The organism is Crinalium epipsammum PCC 9333 (assembly GCF_000317495.1).
Classification (GTDB): Bacteria; Cyanobacteriota; Cyanobacteriia; order Cyanobacteriales; family PCC-9333; genus Crinalium; species Crinalium epipsammum.
This window is the reverse complement of sequence record NC_019753.1, coordinates 67,112-89,346: the sequence shown is the minus strand read 5'-3', so window position 1 is coordinate 89,346 and position 22,235 is coordinate 67,112. Positions and strand designations below refer to the sequence as shown.

The window sequence follows — 22,235 nt, the reverse complement described above, 5'->3', positions numbered from 1 at the left end:
TGTCATTAATAATTAATTTAGCTATTCATCCATCTACGAGTGCCAAAAAATTGACATGAATGAGCAGCAATATTTGTTGCTGCTTTCATAGTATCAATTAAGTTTTGTTCTAATATATAGTGACAAAATGCACCGTGGAAAATATCACCAGCGCCTAAAGTATCTACTACTGAGATTTTGGGAACATCTAAGTAGCCAGAATCGCCTTTTGTGCAATATTGAATAGGTTTTTCACCATGCGTAATAGCAATGTGAGAAATGCCAATGCTTGAGAGGTAGGCAATTAGGTCTTCTGATTGGTGGCAGTTGGGTGGATAGAAGTTTGCAGAACAAATAGCGTAATCAACGAAAGGTAAGAGTTTTTCTAATCCAGGTTTCCAACTTCCGCCATCAAGCACTACTGGAATATTTTTGGTTTGGGCGATTTGAGCGATCGCACAACCAATTTCCATCTGGTGTCCATCAATTAGAACTATATCAACTCCCTGCAAAATATCAGCAGGAATGCGTTCAATCGGGATTTGGGCTTTTGTGGCGTTGAGGGATATCACTGCGCGATCGCCTGTATCTTTAGTGATAATGATTGATGACACTGGCGGTGGTTCTGGATGGTTAGGCGCGAGATCAGCGATCGCAATTTGATAAGAACCTAAATCTGCCTGGATTAGGTGTGTAATGGGATGATTCCCTACCACCCCTAGCAATGTTGCTTGATTTCCCAAGTGACTGAATGCTACTGCTGCATTTGTTGCAGGCCCCCCTGCTGTTACTGTATAGTCCAGTGCAACTACTTTTTGGTTATTGCTAGGAGCAGCAGTTGCTAAATATACAAAGTCTAAGGTGACTAAACCGACAAATAACCCCTTTTTTGCCATAAAGTTATAAATTTTGATTTTTTAGAACGCAGATAAAGAAAGATGGACGCAGATGAACGCAGATAAACTACAACAGCAATCAATCAAAAGAGGTTTACTGTATGTGGTAGGGACACCAATTGGTAATCTAGAAGATATGACTTTTCGGGCTGTGCGGATCTTGCAAACTGTGGATTTGATTGCTGCGGAAGATACGCGCCATACTGGAAAATTATTGCATCATTTTCAAGTTAAAACTCCCCAAATTAGCTATCACGAACATAATCAACAGCAGCGTATTCCTGAGTTAATAGAGAAGCTAAATGAAGGAAGTGCGATCGCACTGGTGACAGATGCGGGAATGCCAGGAATTTCTGACCCTGGATATTATTTAGTTAAAGCTTGTATTGAGGCTGGGGTGTCAGTCGTACCACTTCCTGGTGCTACTGCGGTAATTACAGGGTTGAGTGCTGCGGGACTACCTACAGATAGATTTGTATTTGAAGGATTTTTACCACCTAAAGGACAAGAACGGCGCGATCGCTTAGAATCTCTGGTTAGTGAAAGCCGCACGATCATTTTTTATGAAGCTCCACACCGAGTGCGACAAACTCTGCAAGACTTAGCTGATGCGATGGGAGAAGCGCGACAAATAGTGTTAGCCAGAGAGTTAACTAAGTTGCATGAGGAGTTTTGGCGAGGAAATATTAGTGATGCGATCGCTTATTATACTCAACGTGAACCTCAAGGAGAATTTACTATATTAGTTGCTGGTACACAGTTTATAACTCCTGTACTATCTGAAACAGCACTCAAAGCTGAGTTACAACGATTGTTTAAGGAGGGATTATCGCGATCGCAAGCGAGTCGTCAGTTAGCTAAAGCAACTTCCTTCTCCCGCCGTGAGATCTACCAATTAGCTTTGGAACTTCCCGATTTCATCTAACATCTGCTAAAATTTACTTTAGTTTTATATCTCATGCCTTAAATGTAAAAATGTTTTTGATATTAGTTTACATCGTCAGATAGACGCAAGATAAATTTATATCAATAAATATTTAATACAATTAACATTGTTTATTAAACCTACTTAATTTTATGAATTTATTAGATTTAATTAGGAATATCCTCCCAAGTTTGTTAAGCTTTAAAAATAAGCAGTGGTGGATAAAAATTAGGACGGAACAACCCCAATGTATTTATTACTTTGGACCTTTTGAGAATGAGCAAGAAGCTCAAGATTATTCCCCAGGATATGTTGAAGATCTTAAAAGTGAGCAAGCGCAGGGAATAAAAGTTGCTATCAAACTCTGCAACCCAGAGTTACTAACTATTGATGCCCAAGATGATTTGGTATTTCCTAAAAATTTAGCTGGCTCTAAACGAAAGTGATGTTTATATAAACTTACGCATTTTTACTAAATATTTAGGCTTCTGGAACTGGGGGATGGGTGTTGTGTGAATGAAAAAAAGCTTTAAATTCTCAACATGAGAAAATATTAATATTTATTAAAAATTACGGATTATAGCAGACAGCGAGTGAAGGAAATAATAATTAGGTAGGGTTAATTTTATCAGACCTCTGACAAAAATTCTTAGATTACCCTCATCAATCCTACTGCAATTTATTACTGAAAAAAATTCTCATAGGGAACTCTATCTAAGTGTCATCCCGTTCATTAGGTTTTAATGATGAATTCTCAATCATTGCTTTCCGGTTATTTACTTTTAATGTTGTCGTTGATTGGATGTAGTGAGCAAAATTCTTCGATAACAACACCTACCCCTGTTGGCAATTCTAGAACATCCCAAAGAATTCAACAGAACGCAAGTTCTAGCCCTAGTTCTATCTCTAAAACAGAAAAACCAAAGTCGGTAGCATCCTCTGTAAATGCTAACCCAACTCGTATAACTCCTAATACTACTGTTGTCTCTCAAACTAAGAAAATTTCAGCAAGAGGAATTGGTGCAGCGAAGTTGGGGATGACTTATGGACAATTAAAAAAAGTCTTGGGTGGGAGTGCAGAATTTAAAATTAAATCACCTTTTATGGTTGACTTGGATGCGATCGCAGTTATATCTTCAGGTAAAGTACAATATTACATTCTCTATCCTGCGGGAACTACTTTTAAGAATTCTCAAGCCATTGAATCTATATTTACTGATAATCCTGATTATCAGACAGCACAAAAAATTGGAGTGGGTACACCCATCAAACAAGCAGAAGTAATCTATGGAGATGCTACCTTGTTTTATAACACCGCATCCGAATCCAGAGAATACATCAAATTTGCTAACCAACCAGTAGAAAATATTTCTTTCCGACCTGATGCAACTAATAATCAACAGTTTGCAGGAATTTACTCTTCAGCTTCGGGAGAACACCACGAAACCCAGCAATATCAGCCTAGTAGCTTAATCGGATCTGTGGGTATTGATTGCCGAGGAAATTGCCCCTAGTAATGCGATCGCACTGTTTGAGGACTAGGTAATATCTTGTCCTTTAGTATTGCTGTTTTAAAAATTAACCACAGATATCCACAGATGGACACAGATAAAATTATCATCAGGCTTTTCGCTTAAATAATGACCAAGAATATGGCAGTATCTTAAAAAGATGAGCAACTTTTACGACATCAACGATTATAATTTACTCGGTTCTTGAGAATGTCCGCACTGTTTACAATATGGCAGATGTTCGTAAGTAAGATTGTGACAGTTTTGGCATTCAACGTATTGATAATAACCACAGTGCGGACAGTAGCTATCATGGTGTCTGATTGTTTTGGCGCAGTTTACACAGCAGGATCTCTGAACCCTTATAGCTACCTGGGCTTTAGTATTAAAGACAAATTTTTGAAAAAACTTGATAAGTCCAAAGCCAACCAGAGGAATTATCAAGATATAAAGATAACTGATTAGGAAAAGCAACCTGCCAAACAAGGCACTAATGATATCAACGAGAAATTGAAATATTACCCCCACTTGCAGAAATTCAAAAATCTTAAAAATTAGGGGTATAAAAAATATAACCAGCAAATGCCAGCTAATCAGCGAGATAAGTCCATACCCTTTTCGTTGAGAAAACTTTTGAACTAATAAAGCAAGGAAAATAAGAGGCAGGAGAAAAAGAGATTGAAACCCGAATTGGATACTGGGATACCAAAATGATGCCTGTCGATAGCCTTTTTCAACTTCATTAAATTTTCCGTCATCATTAAGAAAGGCTATGAAGCTAATACTTTCCGGCTTGGCAATCAATTCGTTTTTAAGATTAGAAATTTCCTTCTTAAGTGTAGAAATTGTGCGAGTGTTTTGATCTAACGTCTGTTTTGCTTTTTCAGCACCAACTGAATTAATGGATTGATTGCGAGACTGACCTGCAATTTTTTCTAATAGTGTTGAGTCATATTGGCTACGAATAGTGCGGCTTGTTTGTTCAAGATTAGTGATTTTTGCTTGTTTTTGATCGATACCTTTTAGGGCTTGCTGATTTGTGGAATTATTAATCTTATCTTTGGAATCAGCATATTTTAAGCAAGTTTCTGAAACTTTTCCTAAATGTCCTTCTTCGGCTTGGCGATATTCAGAAACGAAACTAGATTTAGTGTTATTATCAACTGGCAAAGAAAGCTTCAAAAGTTCATACTTTTTATCTATAGTGTCTTTATTAGTTTGTGTTTGGTAATTTTGCCACTCGACATAACATGGATAAGACTGCGAAGGGGCGATTTGCCATCTGCTAATATCATCAAGTCCCGTAAAAACATTAACCAAAATAAAAATATCAATCAAAATAATGACAATTAAACTCACTTTATTGAGTGGTTCATTGTTAATTTTTCTAGACTTGTTAAAAAATCGAGCCAAAATTCGGCGTGGTCTGGCAAACATATAGTTTTTTTATACGCAGTAATTGAAGATGAATTAATTTTAAACGACAAACGCTCAGACTATAAAATGTTTAAGTCTCACTAAGTATAGCGGTCAACCTAATTAAACGCATTACCCCACCCCCCAACCTCCTCCCCTTATTAAGGGGAGGGGGAGATTTGCGTTTTATAGCAACCGTTGTTATAAAACCTGATTACGTCAGTTTTATTTAACAAATCAGGGTAAGGAAAACTGAATCTCCTTACCCTGACAATTAATTTTTTTGCTTATATTAAGCTTTTGGCTTATATGTCGAAGCTACGTGCAATTCCTTTAACTGCTTCGTATCCACACCAGAAGGCGCATTAGTCAACTGACACCGCGCTTGCTGAGTCTTCGGAAACGCAATTACGTCTCGAATTGACTCTTCCCCAGCTAATAGCATCACCAAGCGATCTAAACCGTAGGCAATACCGCCATGTGGAGGTGTGCCAAAGTCAAAGGCTTCAAGTAGAAACCCAAACTTATTGTGTGCTTCTTCTGGAGATAAGCCAATGGTTTCAAAAACTCGCTCTTGCACTTCGCGTTGATAAATCCGCAGACTACCACCGCCAATTTCATAGCCGTTGAAAATTAAATCATAAGCTTGGGCGCGTGCTGTTTTTAAATCTGCTACATCATCTGGGTGAGGTGCAGTAAACGGGTGGTGAAGTGCTTCTAGTCGTTTTTCTTCTGCATTCCACTCAAACATTGGGAAGTCTGTGATCCAAAGTAAGTTAAGTTTATTTGGATCAATTAACCCTAACTGCTGACCAATTACTAAACGCAGACGGTCTAAAGTTTTATTAACTGTGTTTGTGTCGCCTGCACCAAATAGTAATAAGTGACCTGTTTTTGCGCCTGTGCGTCTGAGGAGTTCTTGTTTTTGTTCTTCACTCAGATTGTCTTTAATTGCGCCAATGGTATCAATTTCGCCGTCTTCACGTACACGGATATAGGCGAGACCTTTAGCACCAGCCTCAGACGCTTCTTTAAATAAATCTCCGCCTGGTTTAATTCTGACATTGGAAATCGCATCATTACCACCAGGAATCGGCAGAACTTTAACCACGCCGCCACTGTTTACAGCGCCAGAAAAGACTTTGAAGCCAGAGTCTTTCATTAAATCAGAGACGTTGACAAGTTCTAAATTAAAGCGGGTGTCTGGTTTGTCGCTGCCGTATTTATCCATCGCCTCGGCATAAGTTAAGCGGGGAAAAGGTCGAGGTAGTTCAATACCTTTAACAGTTTTGAAGATGTGACAAGTTAACTCTTCATTGAGTTGCAAAATTTCTTCTTGGGACATGAAACTCATTTCCATGTCGAGTTGAGTGAATTCTGGCTGTCTGTCTGCGCGTAAATCTTCATCTCGGAAGCAACGAGCAATTTGATAGTAGCGATCGCATCCTGCTACCATCAACAGTTGCTTAAATAGTTGCGGCGACTGAGGTAAAGCAAACCATTCACTAGGATTAACCCGACTTGGTACAAGGTAATCTCTCGCACCTTCTGGCGTTGAACGAGTTAATATTGGCGTTTCAACTTCAATGAAGTTTTCAACATCTTCTAAGAAACGGCGGATAGCCTTGACTACTTGGTGGCGCAATTGCAAATTTTGACTCATGCGATCGCGCCTGAGATCTAGATACCGATATTTCAGCCGCAACTCTTCCCGCACAGGTTCGGTTTCTGACGTTGCTACTTGGAAAGGTAGCTGTTTATTGAGCCGATTGAGTAATTCAATCTGATCAGCATAAATTTCCACTTCACCTGTTGGTAGGCGAGGATTGAGAGAATCTTCTGGACGCTGCGTTACCCGTCCAGTAATTTTAACTACATATTCGTTTCGCAGAGTTTCTGCCAATTGGTAAGAATCAGGGGTGCGTTGGGGATCGCTGACAACTTGAACAATACCAGAGCGATCGCGTATATCTAAGAAAATCACGCCTCCGTGGTCGCGGCGACGGTCTACCCATCCGCACAAGGTGACTGTCTCTCCAATATTCTCTGCTCGGAGTTGACCGCAATAATGGGTTCGCATAGTAGCTGACAAGAAGGCTTAAATACTAAAAATTACATTAGGCTAACACATTGGGGAAACTGACAAATATTTTTTGGCTATTTCCCCACGCCAAGCTTCAAAGTCCCATTATGCAGCATTGGTGAGTTAATAACAAAGTAGTTATAGTACTCGGCATTTAGCACGAGCGATCAGAGAGTATAAGTTAGTATAACCGCCAAGACGCAAAGAGCGCCAAGGGAGGAAGGTTAAGAGAGGATAATTCTTTTGATGCCTTCTTTGAGAATGGGGACGTTGAAGTTAATGAGGAGTCCAAGTTTTTGATTGGTCATCTTTAGGTAGGATATAACTTGTGCTGAATGAATGGGGGTTAGCTTTTCAACTGCTTTGAGTTCGACAATTAAGACATTACCTATTAGCAAATCTATTCTGCCTTCACCAACCCTTTGACCTTTATAAGTTACAGCCACAACTGCTTGACGAACAAAAGGTATACCACGCTGCTGAAGTTCCACACACAGCGCCCCCTCATAAACCGACTCCAAAAAACCAGGACCCAAAAGCCTATGCACCTCAATAGCTGCCCCAATAACAGCATAAGCTATATCCTCTATATCCTCTCTTAACTCATTCATCTTCGCGCTCTTCGCGTCTTGGCGGTTCATTCTCTCTAACCCTTCTCCTCCCTATGGCAAGATCCTAATATAACTCAGCAATTGCCTCCAATCCATGACTGAAAATATTCCCACACTGCCTAGTCAATACGACCCCTCTACTACTGAAGCTAAATGGCAGAAGTTTTGGGAAGAAAACCACATCTTCAAAGCTGACCCCAAAAAAGGCGGTAAATCTTATTGCATCGTTATTCCCCCGCCAAACGTCACTGGTAGCTTGCACATGGGTCATGCTTTTGACCAAACTTTGATTGATACCTTAATCCGCTACCACCGGATGCGCGGTTATAATACCCTGTTTCTCCCTGGAACTGACCACGCCAGCATTGCTGTACAAGCAATTCTAGATAGACAGCTAAGGGAAGAAGGGAAAACTCGTTACGATTTAGGACGCGATCAATTCCTAGAACGCGCTTGGCAGTGGAAGGAACAATCTGGAGGTACAATTGTTAACCAACTGCGTCGCCTTGGTGTCTCGGTAGATTGGACGCGGGAACGCTTTACAATGGATGCAGGCTTATCTAAAGCTGTGTTGGAAGCATTTAACCGCCTTTATGATGATGGATTAATTTATCGCGGTAAATATTTAGTTAACTGGTGTCCTGCTACCCAGTCGGCGGTGTCTGACTTGGAAGTTGATAACCAGGAAGTTAACGGACATTTATGGCATTTCCGTTATCCGCTTTCTGATGGTTCCGGTTATCTAGAAGTAGCGACAACTCGACCAGAAACAATGTTAGGTGATACGGGAGTAGCAGTAAATCCCACTGATGAACGTTATAAACATTTAATTGGCAAAACTTTAACTCTGCCAATTATGCAGCGAGAAATTCCCATAATTGGGGATGAGTTAGTAGAGAAAGAATTTGGTACAGGTTGCGTTAAGGTGACACCTGCACACGACCCCAATGACTTTGAAATGGGTCAGCGTCACAACTTGCCGTTTATTAATATTATGAATAAAGACGGCAGTTTAAATGAAAATGCTGGAGCGTTTCAAGGTCAAGACCGCTTTGTTGCTAGAAAGAATGTCATTAAGCAGCTAGAAGCAGAGGGATTTTTAGTTAAAATTGAGGATTATAAGCATACAGTACCGTATAGCGATCGCGGTAAAGTTCCCGTTGAACCTCTCCTTTCTACTCAGTGGTATGTCAAAATTCGCCCACTAGCAGACAAATCGCTACAATTCTTAGACGAACAAAATTCACCTCACTTTGTCCCTGAACGTTGGACTAAGGTTTACCGTGATTGGTTAGTAAAAATCAAAGATTGGTGTATTTCTCGTCAATTGTGGTGGGGACATCAAATACCTGCTTGGTATGCAGTTAGCGAAACCAACGGAGAAATAACTGATGATACTCCATTTGTAGTTGCAAAAAGTGCAGAAGAAGCGCGTGAGAAAGCAATTACACAATTTGGCAAAAATGTCAAGATTGAACAAGATCCAGATGTATTGGATACTTGGTTTTCTTCTGGACTGTGGCCGTTTTCAACATTAGGATGGCCAGAAGAAACACCAGATTTAAATACCTATTTTCCTACAAGTACATTAGTTACAGGATTTGACATTATCTTCTTCTGGGTTGCCAGAATGACGATGATGGCGGGACATTTTACCAATCAAATGCCGTTTAAAGATGTGTACATTCACGGCTTAGTGTTGGATGAAAACGGCAAGAAGATGTCTAAATCTGCGGGTAATGGGATCGATCCATTATTGCTGATTGATAAGTATGGCACAGATGCGCTGCGTTATACCTTAATTAAAGAAGTGCTTGGTGCGGGTCAAGATATTCGTTTAGAATACGATCGCAAGAAAGATGAATCACCATCCGTAGAAGCATCGCGCAATTTTACTAATAAATTGTGGAACGCTGCTAGGTTTGTAATGATGAACCTAGAGGGGAAAACACCTCAACAGTTAGGTAAGCCTGATGCAACATCATTAGAATTATGCGATCGCTGGATACTTTCCCGCTACTATCAAGTAGTGCAACAAACTTGCAACTACATTGAGAACTATGGCATGGGTGAAGCAGTCAAGTTACTCTATGAATTATTCTGGGGTGACTTCTGCGACTGGTATATTGAATTAGTTAAACCTCGCATCCAAAAAGATGCTGATGCCAACTCAAGTTTAGTTGCACAACAAACCCTTGCTTATGTCTTGGAAGGAATACTTAAATTATTGCATCCTTTCATGCCACATATTACAGAGGAAATCTGGCATACTCTCACTCAAGCGGGTGAGAAAGACTCCTTAGCATTGCAATCCTATCCAGAAGCAGATACAACATTAATTAATCCAGAATTGGAACAACAGTTTGATTTGTTAATGGGTACAATTCGCACAATTCGTAACCTCCGCGCAGAAGCAGATATTAAACCAGGGGCGAAAGTGCAAATAATATTGCAAAGCGATAGTGAAACTGAACGTCAAATTCTTGATGCTGGACAACCTTACATTAACAATTTAGCTAAGGTTGAACAATTAACAATTACTCCAACATTAGATCAAGAACCTGCACAAAATATTGCTAGTGTATTTGGTACTGTGCAAGTAGTGTTACCACTTACAGGTGTAGTTGATATTGCCGCATTTCGTAAGAAGTTAGAGAAAAAGTTAGCTAAAATCGAGAATGATATTAAAGTGCTTTCTGGTAAGCTAAATAATCCTAACTTTGTAGATAGGGCAGCGCCGGAAGTTGTGCAAACTGCTAAGGATAATTTAGCAGAAGTTGAGAAGCAGGCAGAAATATTGCGATCGCGCATTTCTCAGTTAAGTTAATTTTTTAACGCAGAGGGCGCAAAGAAGTTATTTTGCGTCCTTTTATGTTTAAGGAAGAATTGCGATCGCACATCCTCATCATCTAACAGACAACCCATCCGTTATTTCCCACGAGAATTAATCTCACCTAGCAGAGCAATCATTCGTTGCCAGGATAGTTAAAATAAGTTCATAGATTATCAGGCAATATATGGTACAAACACCTACAAAACAACTTACTCTAGAAGAATTTCTTAAACTGCCAGAAACTAAGCCAGCTAGTGAATATATTAACGGTCAAATCATCCAGAAACCTATGCCCCAGGGAAAACACAGTAAATTACAAGGAAAATTAGTTACAACTATTAATAACGTTGTAGAAGAACCAAAAATTGCCTTAGCTTTCCCAGAATTACGCTGTACCTTTGGCGGACGTGCCATTGTTCCTGATGTTACAGTTTTTGCATGGGATAGAATACCTGTTGATGAAAATGGCGATATTGCTAACGTCTTCCCAATATATCCAGACTGGACAATTGAAATACTATCTCCAGATCAAAAGCAAACAAAAGTTACCGGAAATATTTTGCACTGCTTACAACATGGAACTAAATTAGGTTTGCTAATAGATCCTGATGTGCGTTCAATCTTAGTTTATCCATCAGGGCAACAACCGCAAATATTACAAGAAGCAACGGATTTATTACCTGTTCCCAAATTACTAGCAGAATTAAAATTGACAGTAGGAGATATATTTAGTTGGTTACAATTAGGTTAATTTTTAATCAAAGATCGCAACGGTAAGCCTACTTTATTGATTAGTAAAAGAAAATGCGATCGCACCTCCCCAACCTCATCCCCCAACCAGCCACCCATCCGTTATATCCGTTTCTAAGTGTAAAATCTAAATAACCCAACAGATCAACCATCCGTTGCCAACGTTGCCCATGCTTTCCTGCCAAAACCCCCAATGTCAGAACCCCTTCAACCCCGACACTAACAAATATTGTCACACCTGCGGTTCCAGCCAACTCAGCGAACTATTTCGCCACCGCTATCGAGTCATCAAAGTATTAGGGGAAGGCGGATTTGGCAAAACCTACCTAACGGAAGATGCAGATCGACTTGACTCACCTTGCGTAATCAAACAATTTGCCCCGCAAGTCACCGGAACAGCAGAACTGCAAAAATCTACAGAATTATTCAAACACGAAGCGCGACAACTTTACGAACTTGGAGAAAACCATTCTCAAATTCCCCGCTTAAATGCTTATTTTGAATATGGCACAAGCTTATATTTAGTCCAAGAATTTATTCAAGGCGATAATTTACTAACAGAATTAAAACAAAAACCCTATACCGAACAACAAATCAGAGAATTTTTAACAGACTTATTACCCGTACTCGACTTTATCCACACCAGCAACGTTATCCACCGCGATATTAAGCCAGATAACATTATTCGCCGTCAACCAGATAAAAAATTAGTATTAATCGACTTTGGTGGTGCAAAGCAAATAACTCAAACCAACTTAGCCAGACAAGGTACAGGTATTTATACACCAGGTTACGCACCAACAGAGCAGATGTCAGGTAGAGCTATTCCCGCTAGTGACTTATATGCTTTAGGTGTAACTTGTGTGCGGTTATTAACTCAATGTTTGCCGATTTTTAATGTCTACGGTGAAATTGATAATGATATTTATGATGCCGTAAATTTAGAATGGCTATGGCGACAACGCCTGCAAACAATGAGCGTAACTATTAGTAATGAATTAGCAGCAATATTAGATAAACTTTTAATCCACGCACCCAGAGAGAGATATCAAACTGCACAAGAAGTCCTCAGAGACTTAAACTCGTCACCATCACAACAGCGCATCCCAACAACTATTGTAGTTACTCCCCCAATCTTCCCATCATCAAACTCCCCCTCCCTGTCAACGGGGAGGGGGCAGGGGGGTGGGGTTCCTCTAAAAACCTTTCAATTTGACGTAGTAACAGTAGACTCACAAGGCAATATTAGCAACCGCCAACGCCATCAAGCAGAATATTTACCTGAAAATTTAGGCAACGGGGTAACTTTAGATATGGTATCTCTACCTGGGGGAAGCTTCCTTATGGGTTCACCGGATACTGAAGAAGGAAGATATGATAACGAAACTCCGCAGCACAAAGTTAAAATATCACCCTTCTTGATCGGTAAAACTCCTGTCACCCAAGCACAATGGAAAGCAGTTGCAGCATTACCCCAAATTAATCAAAAATTAGATTTAGATCCATCTAGATTTAAAGGTGCAAACCGCCCAGTAGAAAACGTATCTTGGAACGACGCGATCGAATTTTGTGCCAGGTTAACTAAAAAAACAGGCAGAAAATATCGTTTACCCAGTGAAGCAGAATGGGAATATGCTTGTCGTGCAGGAACAACTACACCATTTCACTTTGGCGAAACAATCAGCCCAGAAATAGCTAATTATGAGGGAAATTATGCTTATGGTTCCGGTAAAAAAGGAAAATATCGCCAAGAAACAACAGTTGTAGGCAGTTTTCAAGTAGCAAACGCCTTTGGTTTATATGATATGCACGGAAATGTTTGGGAATGGTGCGCTGACTTTTGGCATGAAAATTATTATGATGCGCCTACTGATGGAAGTGTGTGGGAATTTGGGGGGACGTGACTGTTCCTTAAAAATTACTCAAAAACGCTTAAACTTACTCATTTAATATGCTAAAATGGCTATATGAGTAAGTTAACTATATCAGAAGCAGCTAAACTTAAAGGAGTTGCCGTTTCCACGTTAAGGAGGTGGGAAGCGGAGGGCAAGCTAATCCCTGAACGTACAGCCAATGGGCATCGTAGGTACGATCTAGCTCAATTATTGGGGATAACAGCAGATAGTTCAATTACAGTCGGTTATGCCAGAGTATCAAGTCACGAACAAAAACCTGATCTAGAAAGGCAGAAACAAGTATTAGAGTTGTTCTGCGCGACTCATGGTTGGCAGTATCAAATTATTGATGATCTAGGTTCTGGCTTAAATTACAGCAAGCGAGGACTGCAAAGATTAATCAGAATGATTACTGACAATCAGGTTGAGAGATTGGTCTTAACCCATAAAGATAGATTATTGAGATTTGGTTCTGAATTGATTTTTAGTTTGTGTGAGCATTTTGGTACAGAAGTAGTAATTATTAATCGTACAGAAGATGCCAGTTTTGAAGAAGATTTAGCAAAAGATGTATTAGAAATAATTACAGTGTTTTCGGCTCGATTGTATGGAAGTCGTAGTCATAAAAATAAAAAGATTGTTGAGGATTTGAGGGAAGTTGCTGAAAAGCTTTAAGACCAAACTAGACCTTAATAACAAGCAACGCACATTGGCAGCTAAACACGCAGGGGTAAGTCGTCATGCGTGGAATTGGGGTTTAGATATTTGTCTTAAGGCTTTAGACAATCAAGAAAAATTACCGACAGCGATTGATTTACATAAACGGTTAGTAGCCGAGGTCAAATCTGTTCATACTTGGTATTATGAGGTTTCAAAATGTCCACCTCAAGAAGCATTAAGGAACTTATACAAAGCTTTTCAGCACTGGTTTAAAGTCCCTGGACGAGGCAAACCTAAGTTTAAGAAAAAGAATGTTAAAGACAGCTTCTACCTAGAAGGTAGTATAAAAATTAGTGGCAATAGAATTAAATTCCCCATTTTCGGATGGGTAAAATGCTATGAAATATTGCCTACTGTACAACCTAAAAACGTGACTGTGACTAAAAGGGCGGGTGATTGGTATGTTAGTTTTAAATACGAGTTAGAGCAAAAAGTAACACCAAAACGCCGAGATAAGATAGGCGTTGATATTGGGATAAATGCTTTAGCTACTTGTTCTGATGGTTCAGTTTTTCCTAACCTTAAAGCTTACCGCAAAGCTAAAAGGAAACTGGCTCACCTGCAACGCTCAGTTTGTCGTAAAGAAAAAGGCTCTAACAATCGTAACAAGGCTAATTTAAAAGTTGCCAAGCTTCATCGTAGGATTGCCAATATCAGACAAGACGCAATTCATAAACTAACAACATGGTTAGCCAAGAATCACGGCGAGATTAAAATTGAGGATCTGAATGTTTCAGGTATGCTCAAAAACCATAGGTTGGCTAGTGCCATTGCTGATTGCGGATTTTACGAGTTTAGGCGACAACTTGAATATAAGTCGGGGTGGTATGGTTCAACAATTATTAAAGTTGATCGGTTTTACCCTAGTTCTCAAGTGTGTAGTTGTTGCAACAATCGTCAAAAGATGCCACTAAAAACACGAGTTTTTAACTGTGGTAATTGTGGCACGACATTAGATCGTGATTACAATGCCAGTATCAATTTAGAACGCTGGCATGAAAGTATTGATTATCCCAAAACCGTCAGTTCGACGGGGATTGCCTGTGGAGGATCACATCAACTTAATGGCACTGCTGTTAAGGATTCAGTGAAACAGGAACTAGACATCAAATTTATTCCCAAACAGTTATCACTGTTCGATGAGTAGATTTGAGTAGGTTCTAGAGAACGGAGATGATTCAGTTCGGTTGCTGCGCGGTGGTTCTTGGTTCAACTATCCTATGATTTGCCGTAGTGCGGATCGCAGCAGGCTCAGGTTCGATGGCTGTAGCTTCAATTTTGGTTTTCGGGTTGCTTGCTCATTCCTCCCAGGACTCTAATTACCCTTTTTACTCTTACCACCAAGCATAGGCATCGCCTATCGTAGATATAACCCCATTCTTACTTTGCGTCCTTTGCGTTTCCCATTGCGCTCTTTGCGTTAAAAAAATGCGATCGCACTCACCCAAAAATCTTTAATTACCTACCCCAGAGCTTTTTCCCAAAAAACATCCTCAACCAGTTTTAAATAATACGCTACTATCTGGATCATCTAAAGTTTTTCTGGCGAAGAAAGATTTATGTTACAAAAGATTGCTGCTCAGATTGCTGTTGCTTCATTTCCTAATTTAGCCACAGTTTTAGGCATTACTAGCATAGTAGGAATACTCAGCTTTTACTGGTTGAAACAAAAGAACACTTACAAACCTCTACAGTCACTTCCTTCTCCTCCCAAACACTGGCTGTTAGGAAACATTCCTCAAGTATTATCAGCAGTAAAACAGAAGAAATTCTTCCAATTAGTATTTGAATGGAGCAAAGAGCTAGGCTCAATGTATGTTTATTGGGCAGACAAACCAGTTGTTGTTTTAAGTAAGCCAAAAGTAATTGAAGAAACAATTATCAATGGCATGAGAGACGGTAGCTTAGTTAGACCTGAACTAGCAAACAAAGCTTGGAACGATCTCGCTGGGCCAATTCTTATAGGTCAAAACGGAAGTGAGTGGCAGTGGAGACGCAAAGCTTGGAATCCCGAATTTAGCTCTAGCAGTCTCTCCAAATATATTGACATTATTAATCAAGCCTGTGAACAAATAATTGAGCAAATTAAGGAAACTACACCATCACAAGCTGTCAAGGTAGATCCTCTGTTTGTAGAACTGACAATGAGGGTGATTTCTTGTTTAGTACTAGGCATTCCTGTGGATAGCAAGATTCCTAGTCAAGAAGGGCCACCTCTAGATGTTCCCAAGGTGTATGACGCGATGTCTATTTTAGGCTATCGGCTTATACGAGTATTTACTGGTGAAAAGAGATGGAAAAAATATCTGCCAACTGAAACTTCACGCTCTTATTGGGGATCAAGGCGGTATATAGAAGAGCTTATTACTCCCCGTGTAAACTTAGCTTTACAGATGAGAGAACAAAACAATATTGATTTAACACAGATAAGTCTTCTGTTTCAAGAATCAATGTTAGTGAAAATAGCTGCCAAAGAGCCAAAGTATAATCGAGAAACGCTGATAGCAGAAGCTATGGAACTTTTACTTGCTGGCACTGACACAACTGCCCATACTTTATCTTTTGCAGTAGGAGAATTGATTTTAAATCAAAAGGTTTTTCAACAGGCACAGGCGGTTGTCGATCGCGCTTGGCAAGGTACAGGTAGCATTAATGCAGAAACTCTCAAAGAATTGAGCTACATTCGCGCTATCGTCAAAGAGACTTTGCGCCTTTATTCAGTAGCATCAGGTTCAACTTTCTTGGAAGCCCAACGTGACACTATAATTGACGGTCAGGTAATTCCTCGTGGTACAAGAGTATCCTGGTCAATGCTTGCTGCTGGACGAGATCCCGATATCTATCATCAGCCCGATGAATTTCTGCCGGAGCGTTGGTTAGATAAAAGTAAGGAAAATAGTTTACTTCCCATGATAGACTTTGGCTCAGGTTCTCATCGTTGCTTGGGAGAGCATCTGTCAATGCTGGAAGCAACAGTGATGCTGGCACTACTGCTACGCTATTTTGATTGGGAATTAGTCAACGGTCGTTCATCTCTAGAACAGTTACAGCAGAACCTATTGATTTATCCGTCCGATGGTATGCCAGTGCGATTTCGGTTAAGAAAAGCTATTTAGCTTAAGTTTAACAGTATTGCGAAGAAGTTCATATAGAGCATTCCAGCAGGCGATCGCTCCAGCTTGAGTAGGACTTCTTTGCTTTTTTGTACTTTCGCTAAGGATGGAGTAAAATAATGTTGACAATTTTCGCCTTTAGACTATTGTTAGAATTAAGCTACATCTACGCATCTAACAACATATACTAAATAACAACTACTTTTCCTACCGCTAAGAATAAAGCTCTGTGCAATTAAGGGATAATAGTTAATTACTTAAAACCTATACAAATGTTTTTCTATAGGTAAATCAATATCTGCGTAAATTTACATCCCTGCTAAATCTGTAGTTTGATTCAACTCAAAAATACTTTTCAGATAATTTTTTAGTGGCAAAATTCCCATTTCTCAACCATGCAGTGTTGCCAAAATCCCCAATGCCAAAATCCTTTTAACCCTGATAGCAATAGATTTTGTCAAAATTGCGGTTCAAATCAACTAAGTGAATTATTTAGACACCGCTACCGCGTACTAAAAGTATTAGGCGCAGGTGGGTTTGGTAAAACTTATTTAGCAGAAGATGTAGAAAGACTCGATGATCCTTGTGTAATTAAACAATTTGCACCACAATTTACGGGAACATCAACACTCCAAAAAGCTACAGAATTATTTAAACAAGAAGCACGACAACTTTATGAATTAGGGGAAAATCATGCTCAAATTCCTCGGTTAATTGCTTATTTTGAACATGGAAAAAGCCTATATTTAGTTCAAGAGTTTATAGCAGGTGAAGACTTATTAGAGGAATTAAAGCAAAACCCCTTTAATGAAGAACAAATTAGGGAAATATTGGCAGAGTTATTGCCTGTTTTAGATTTTATTCATTCTCGCAACGTTATTCATCGGGATATTAAACCAGAAAATATCATTCGCAGATTTCCCCAACAAGGTTTAAAAAGAGGAGATTTAGTACTAATAGATTTTGGCGGTGCAAAGCAAATTACTCAAACCAGTTTAGCTAGACCAGGAACGGGCATTTATACTATTGGTTATGCACCAACTGAACAAATGGCAGGTAGGGCAATTCCCGCCAGTGATTTATATGGTTTAGGTGCAACTTGTGTACGGTTATTAACTCAGTGTTTGCCAGAATTTGATCAAGATGGACAATTAGAAGATTTAGTTTATGATGCCACAAATGCTGAATGGTTATGGAGAGAACGTCTGCAAAAAAAAGGCATAACTATTAGCCATGAATTAGGGCAAATTTTAGATAAACTTTTGCAACATTTACCGAGAAATAGATATGAGTCTGCACAAGAAGTTATCCAAGACTTAAATAGTATAATTCAACCTAATCAACCTTCTTCTACTTTAACCGTAAAAGGACAGGGAGGGTTGGTAAATATTTCAGGACTAGGGCTAAAATCTTTTGCATACGACTTAGTAAAGGTAGGGTTGCGAAATAATATTACTAGCCGCCAGCGTCGCCAAGCCGAATATTTACCTGAAGATTTAGGTAATGGTGTAATTTTAGAAATGGTATTTATTCCTGGGGGTGAAAGTTGGATGGGTTCATCCCAGATTGAGGAAGGAAGATATAATCACGAAAGCCCTCTCCATAGAGTGACTCTTTCGCCTTTTTTGATAGCGAAAACTCCAATAACTCAAGCACAGTGGAAAGCTGTAGCAGCAATACCTGAAGTTAATCAATTTTTAAATCCTGATCCATCTAGATTTAAAGGTGCAAACCGTCCAGTTGAAAATGTATCATGGCACGATGCGATCGAATTTTGTGCTAGGTTATCTCAATTCACTGGCAGAAAATATCGTTTACCTAGTGAGGCAGAATGGGAATATGCTTGTCGGGCGGGAACAAGTACACCTTTCCATTTTGGTGAAACAATTATTCCAGAATTAGCTAATTACAACGCCAATTATACTTATGCTTACGGTGTAAAAGGTATATATCGTCAAGAAACAACCCCAGTAGGTAGTTTTCAAGTAGCGAATGCTTTTGGTTTATATGATATGCACGGGCTAGTTTTAGAGTGGTGCGCTGATTTTTGGCATGAGAATTATAATGGCGCACCGTCTGATGGTAGGGTGTGGGAATTTGGGGGAGATGATACGCATCGCGTATTGCGTGGTGGTTCTTGGGTTAGCTATCCTAGAAGTTGTCGCAGTGCATACCGTCGCAAGAGTACGCCAGATGGTAGGGTTGATGTCTACGGAGTTCGCGTTGTTTGTTCTCTTCCTGATGAATTATAGCTGTGAGTTTTGATTTTTAACAGTGCGATCGCTTCAACTAATTAAAAGGCAAGATTGCTCTCAAACCAATGGTACACAATAGATGTGAAAGCAGTGGAGCTTGCCAAGGCGGATGGGGTTGGGGAATAGCTAAAAGTACTCAACATCCAGAGGCAGTTTGGAAAGCAATTCAGTTTTTTTCTAGTACAGAGGCTCAACGGAAAATTGCTCTAGATCAAGGTTATTTGCCAAGCCGTCGTTCTGTGTTTAATGATACAAAAATTGTGGAGAAATACAGCCCTTTCCCTGCGGTTTGAAGGTGCTGGAAAATGCTGCTTTACGTCCTCCTATTGCCCAATACGCTCAAGCTTCTGATATTCTTTAGCGTTACTTGAGTGCTAGTTTCACCGGACAATTAACTCCTGAACAAGCAATGACCGCCGCAGCTAATGAAACTCGTCGGTTATTAGGTATTTAGTAAGCGATCGCATTTTTTTATTGCCAAACTTCGTTTAATATTATAAATTAAGTTAGGAGCAAGGGGATGGAAGGATATAGCCCTTTATGTTATTTTTTTTGTGAAAAACGAAAATATTTTTTAGCATTGTGAGATGTGATCGCTATTTTCCATATTTGTAAGTAAGGTAATATTATCTAATAATTGATAAAAATATTAATAAAAAGTTGCCGGATGTACCATTGGAATAGAAGTATTAACTAAAAGGTTCTTCACTTAAATTTGATTCAATATGAGTTACTTAAACAAGATAGATGAAGTTGTTAAAAATCTAGAAAGTTATCCAAATTCATTACGCATTAAAAAGCTGGTTGTGTTGGCTTGTACTACAGTCTGGATTACGGATGCATTTCAGCTAAATAGCATATCTTTAAAAGATTTAGTTCGCAATTTGCGTGAGCTTCATCCAATTTTCGCAAATCTTCAACAAGCTTTATATGAATTAGCTAATAAGCTCAATAAGTCAACTGAGTATTTATTAGTTGCTAAGATGATTAGCAGGGAAATGGAGAAGCTGTATAGAAATGATCCAGGAACATTATCAATTGTAAACAACAATGAGACTGAGGATTTTAAATCTTTTCTTAAACCTGATGTCAAGCTAGCTGTTTTAGATTTAGAAGAAAATCAGTTTGCTCAGGTATTAAAAGCTACTGTTGAAATTATAGATAAAAATAATATCAGTAAATCTAAAATAATTAGTTATTTACCCTCTACATCTAAAGCTATTGAATTTTATCATGCCTTTCAATCAACTTATCGAAAATTATTTATTAATTATAAAGAACAAGGTTTTTTAGGGGAATTAACTAACCCTCAACCGAGTAATCAACTTAGAAAATCTTATCAATCTGTTGAGTTGTTGAGAAGGAGTTTAGCTAAATGGTTTTCTTCGCAAGAATTTAGTGAAATCAGAAATATTTTGCTACAAGAGCTAGATCCAGTTGAAGAAATTCAGCTAATTATTCATAGTCCAAATCGAAATTTATTGCAACTACCTTGGCATTTAATCTTTGAGCAGTTTTTGAAAAATTATACTAAAGCAGAAATTGCTTTTAGAATTAATAAAAATAAAAATTATTCTCCTAGATCAGTATTTATAGAAAACATTAAGCTTTTAGCTATTTTAGGGAATTACGGTTTAATTGACCTTGAAACAGAGGAGCAGGAGATAGCAGCTATACCAAATTCAGAAGTATTATTATTGGCAGAACCTGTTCGCCAGCAATTAGATAATCAAATTAGACATAAAAATTGGAATATTTTATTTTTTTCAAGTAGTTATGGTAATAAATTTGAGGAGATTTATTTTAATAGATCAGAAAAATTTACAATTGAAGAATTTAAAAGCTTTTTAAAAAGAGCGATCGCATCTGGTTTAGAACTAGCAATTATCAATTGTAGTAATGGGCTGGAAATAGCAGAAAAACTAGCAGATTTAGAAATTCCCAATCTGATCATTCTGCGGGAACACCTCCCCCCTAGAGTAGCACAAAGTTTTTTGAAACTATTCCTTAAAGCTTGTGCTAGTGGTAAATCTGTATATATGGCAATAAGAGAAGCACGAGAAAAACTAGCACCTATAGAAAACATTTTTCCGGGTGCAACCTGGTTGCCTGTTATTTTTCAAAATCCTGCAACTGAAGCTGTAACTGCGCTAGGGCTTCCGCAACGTGAGAACACTCAAGATTTAGAAGAGGAGGACTGGTCAGAACAAACTATTACAGTTTCAGAAAGTTTAGAAATAGATAACCACGATCTTGATTTTGAGCAATCATCGCCACAGCTATCTCAAACAACTTTTTATACAAATATATCTCTAGTAAAGACTATTAGCGGGTTTGATAGCGAAGTTTATGCAGTTGTTATTAGTCCCGATGGTCAAAAAATTGTTGGTGGTAGTGGAGATCTTGAGCATGAAGATAATGCCATATACATTTGGGATATTGATACGGGTAATCTGATTAATTCTCTCAAAGGTCATCTTCATTGGGTTTATGCAGTTGCTATTACTCCTGATAGTAAAAAGATAGTTAGCGGCAGTTTTGATAATACAATTAAGATTTGGGATATTAACACAAATACAATTAAACCTACTAATATTGAAGATTACGACCGAGTTAATGCGATCGCTATCAGCCCTGATGGAAAAATGATTGTTAGTGGCTGTGACGATAATACTGCTAAAATTTGGAACTTAGAAACAGGTGTATTAATCAAAACCCTCAGAAGTCATTCCAGAAGAGTAAATTCTGTTGCGATTAGTCCAGATGGGCAGACACTTATCACTGGTAGCGATGACCATACAATCAAAGTTTGGTCTTTGGCTACGGGTAGTTTGATTGATACTCTCACGGGTCATACAAAACCTGTTCTTTGTGTTGTTATTACTCCAGATGGCAAAAATATTATTAGTAGTAGTGACGATCAAACAATCAAAATTTGGGATCTTGCTACAGGGAGGCTTACAGCTACGCTAACAGGGCATGAAAAGTCAGTACTTGCTATTGCCATCAGTCCTGATGGGCATACAATTGTTAGTAGTAGCCTAGACAAAAATATCAAAATTTGGGATTTCAATACTGGTCATTTAATTAACACTTTAAGTGGGCATGAAAATATCATACTTTGCGTTGCTATTAGTCCAGATGGACGCAAGATAGTTAGTAGTAGTTATGGAGAAATTAGAGTTTGGGAAGTAATGGAAGTTACCGTATCTAATTCCAATCACCAACTAAAGTGAATCCAGATCAGT

The 22,235-nt window shown here is 38.8% G+C and carries 15 protein-coding genes and 1 pseudogene; 12 read left to right on the top strand and 4 right to left on the bottom strand.

Going from position 1 to position 22,235, the window contains the following annotated elements:
- Positions 1–17: 17 nt before the first annotated feature.
- Complete coding sequence (locus CRI9333_RS00310) at positions 18–875, bottom strand: sugar kinase (protein ID WP_015201209.1); 858 nt, start codon at positions 873–875, stop codon at positions 18–20.
- A 52-nt stretch (positions 876–927) separates the two neighbouring features.
- On the opposite strand from CRI9333_RS00310, the gene rsmI reads away from it, so the two are divergent.
- The 3 genes from rsmI (at position 928) to CRI9333_RS27520 (ending at position 3,314) form a co-directional block, all read left to right on the top strand.
- Positions 928–1,800: a 16S rRNA (cytidine(1402)-2'-O)-methyltransferase gene (rsmI, locus tag CRI9333_RS00305; RefSeq protein ID WP_015201208.1), complete on the top strand. Its 873-nt coding sequence runs from the start codon at positions 928–930 to the stop codon at positions 1,798–1,800.
- 152 nt (positions 1,801–1,952) lie between these two features.
- Positions 1,953–2,246, top strand: a complete 294-nt coding sequence (locus CRI9333_RS00300; RefSeq protein WP_015201207.1) for a DUF1816 domain-containing protein — start codon at positions 1,953–1,955, stop codon at positions 2,244–2,246.
- 297 nt (positions 2,247–2,543) lie between these two features.
- On the top strand, positions 2,544–3,314 hold the full coding sequence (locus CRI9333_RS27520) for a hypothetical protein (protein WP_015201206.1): 771 nt from the start codon (positions 2,544–2,546) through the stop codon (positions 3,312–3,314).
- 183 nt (positions 3,315–3,497) lie between these two features.
- On the opposite strand, the gene CRI9333_RS00290 is transcribed toward CRI9333_RS27520, so the two are convergent.
- The 3 genes from CRI9333_RS00290 to CRI9333_RS00280 form a co-directional block, all read right to left on the bottom strand.
- The gene (locus CRI9333_RS00290) at positions 3,498–4,748 is read right to left on the bottom strand and encodes a hypothetical protein (RefSeq protein WP_015201205.1); all 1,251 of its coding nucleotides are present in this window, start codon (positions 4,746–4,748) and stop codon (positions 3,498–3,500) included.
- Positions 4,749–5,019: 271 nt separating this feature from the next.
- Positions 5,020–6,807, bottom strand: a complete 1,788-nt coding sequence (gene aspS / locus CRI9333_RS00285; protein WP_015201204.1) for an aspartate--tRNA ligase — start codon at positions 6,805–6,807, stop codon at positions 5,020–5,022.
- Between the two features lie 227 nt (positions 6,808–7,034).
- Positions 7,035–7,451, bottom strand: coding sequence for a GxxExxY protein (locus CRI9333_RS00280; protein ID WP_015201203.1), 417 nt, complete (start codon positions 7,449–7,451; stop codon positions 7,035–7,037).
- Between the two features lie 64 nt (positions 7,452–7,515).
- On the opposite strand from CRI9333_RS00280, the gene CRI9333_RS00275 reads away from it, so the two are divergent.
- From CRI9333_RS00275 to CRI9333_RS24540, 9 genes and pseudogenes are all read left to right on the top strand, one after another.
- Entirely contained in the window at positions 7,516–10,248 is a 2,733-nt protein-coding gene (locus tag CRI9333_RS00275) for a valine--tRNA ligase (RefSeq protein ID WP_015201202.1), read from the top strand.
- Positions 10,249–10,438: 190 nt separating this feature from the next.
- Positions 10,439–11,005, top strand: a complete 567-nt coding sequence (locus CRI9333_RS00270; protein ID WP_015201201.1) for a Uma2 family endonuclease — start codon at positions 10,439–10,441, stop codon at positions 11,003–11,005.
- A 169-nt stretch (positions 11,006–11,174) separates the two neighbouring features.
- The gene (locus CRI9333_RS00265) at positions 11,175–12,908 is read left to right on the top strand and encodes a bifunctional serine/threonine-protein kinase/formylglycine-generating enzyme family protein (RefSeq protein WP_083890010.1); all 1,734 of its coding nucleotides are present in this window, start codon (positions 11,175–11,177) and stop codon (positions 12,906–12,908) included.
- 63 nt (positions 12,909–12,971) lie between these two features.
- The gene (locus tag CRI9333_RS00260) at positions 12,972–13,574 is read left to right on the top strand and encodes an IS607 family transposase (RefSeq protein ID WP_015201200.1); all 603 of its coding nucleotides are present in this window, start codon (positions 12,972–12,974) and stop codon (positions 13,572–13,574) included.
- Positions 13,558–14,766 (top strand): RNA-guided endonuclease InsQ/TnpB family protein, encoded by a 1,209-nt coding sequence (locus CRI9333_RS00255; protein ID WP_015201199.1) that lies wholly within the window; start codon positions 13,558–13,560, stop codon positions 14,764–14,766. Before CRI9333_RS00260 ends, CRI9333_RS00255 begins: the two co-directional genes overlap by 17 nt.
- A gap of 412 nt (positions 14,767–15,178) precedes the next feature.
- Positions 15,179–16,735 carry a cytochrome P450 gene (locus tag CRI9333_RS00250; RefSeq protein WP_015201198.1) on the top strand — a complete coding sequence of 519 codons (1,557 nt, stop codon included), beginning with the start codon at positions 15,179–15,181 and terminating at the stop codon, positions 16,733–16,735.
- A gap of 392 nt (positions 16,736–17,127) precedes the next feature.
- Positions 17,128–18,984, top strand: coding sequence for a bifunctional serine/threonine-protein kinase/formylglycine-generating enzyme family protein (locus CRI9333_RS00245; RefSeq protein WP_015201197.1), 1,857 nt, complete (start codon positions 17,128–17,130; stop codon positions 18,982–18,984).
- Positions 18,985–19,025: 41 nt separating this feature from the next.
- Positions 19,026–19,441: pseudogene (locus CRI9333_RS28215) on the top strand (extracellular solute-binding protein); the annotation flags it as partial.
- Positions 19,442–19,712: 271 nt separating this feature from the next.
- Entirely contained in the window at positions 19,713–22,223 is a 2,511-nt protein-coding gene (locus CRI9333_RS24540; protein WP_015201196.1) for a WD40 repeat domain-containing protein, read from the top strand.
- Positions 22,224–22,235 lie beyond the last annotated feature (12 nt).

Bases quoted from the DNA above. Each gene is read 5' to 3' on its own strand.
- CRI9333_RS00310 (WP_015201209.1), bottom strand. From the start codon at position 875: ATGGCAAAAAAGGGGTTATTTGTCGGTTTAGTCACCTTAGACTTTGTA.
- rsmI (WP_015201208.1), top strand. From the start codon at position 928: ATGAACGCAGATAAACTACAACAGCAATCAATCAAAAGAGGTTTACTG.
- CRI9333_RS00300 (WP_015201207.1), top strand. From the start codon at position 1,953: ATGAATTTATTAGATTTAATTAGGAATATCCTCCCAAGTTTGTTAAGC.
- CRI9333_RS27520 (WP_015201206.1), top strand. From the start codon at position 2,544: ATGATGAATTCTCAATCATTGCTTTCCGGTTATTTACTTTTAATGTTG.
- CRI9333_RS00290 (WP_015201205.1), bottom strand. From the start codon at position 4,748: ATGTTTGCCAGACCACGCCGAATTTTGGCTCGATTTTTTAACAAGTCT.
- aspS (WP_015201204.1), bottom strand. From the start codon at position 6,807: ATGCGAACCCATTATTGCGGTCAACTCCGAGCAGAGAATATTGGAGAG.
- CRI9333_RS00280 (WP_015201203.1), bottom strand. From the start codon at position 7,451: ATGAACCGCCAAGACGCGAAGAGCGCGAAGATGAATGAGTTAAGAGAG.
- CRI9333_RS00275 (WP_015201202.1), top strand. From the start codon at position 7,516: ATGACTGAAAATATTCCCACACTGCCTAGTCAATACGACCCCTCTACT.
- CRI9333_RS00270 (WP_015201201.1), top strand. From the start codon at position 10,439: ATGGTACAAACACCTACAAAACAACTTACTCTAGAAGAATTTCTTAAA.
- CRI9333_RS00265 (WP_083890010.1), top strand. From the start codon at position 11,175: ATGCTTTCCTGCCAAAACCCCCAATGTCAGAACCCCTTCAACCCCGAC.
- CRI9333_RS00260 (WP_015201200.1), top strand. From the start codon at position 12,972: ATGAGTAAGTTAACTATATCAGAAGCAGCTAAACTTAAAGGAGTTGCC.
- CRI9333_RS00250 (WP_015201198.1), top strand. From the start codon at position 15,179: ATGTTACAAAAGATTGCTGCTCAGATTGCTGTTGCTTCATTTCCTAAT.
- CRI9333_RS00245 (WP_015201197.1), top strand. From the start codon at position 17,128: ATGCAGTGTTGCCAAAATCCCCAATGCCAAAATCCTTTTAACCCTGAT.
- CRI9333_RS24540 (WP_015201196.1), top strand. From the start codon at position 19,713: ATGAGTTACTTAAACAAGATAGATGAAGTTGTTAAAAATCTAGAAAGT.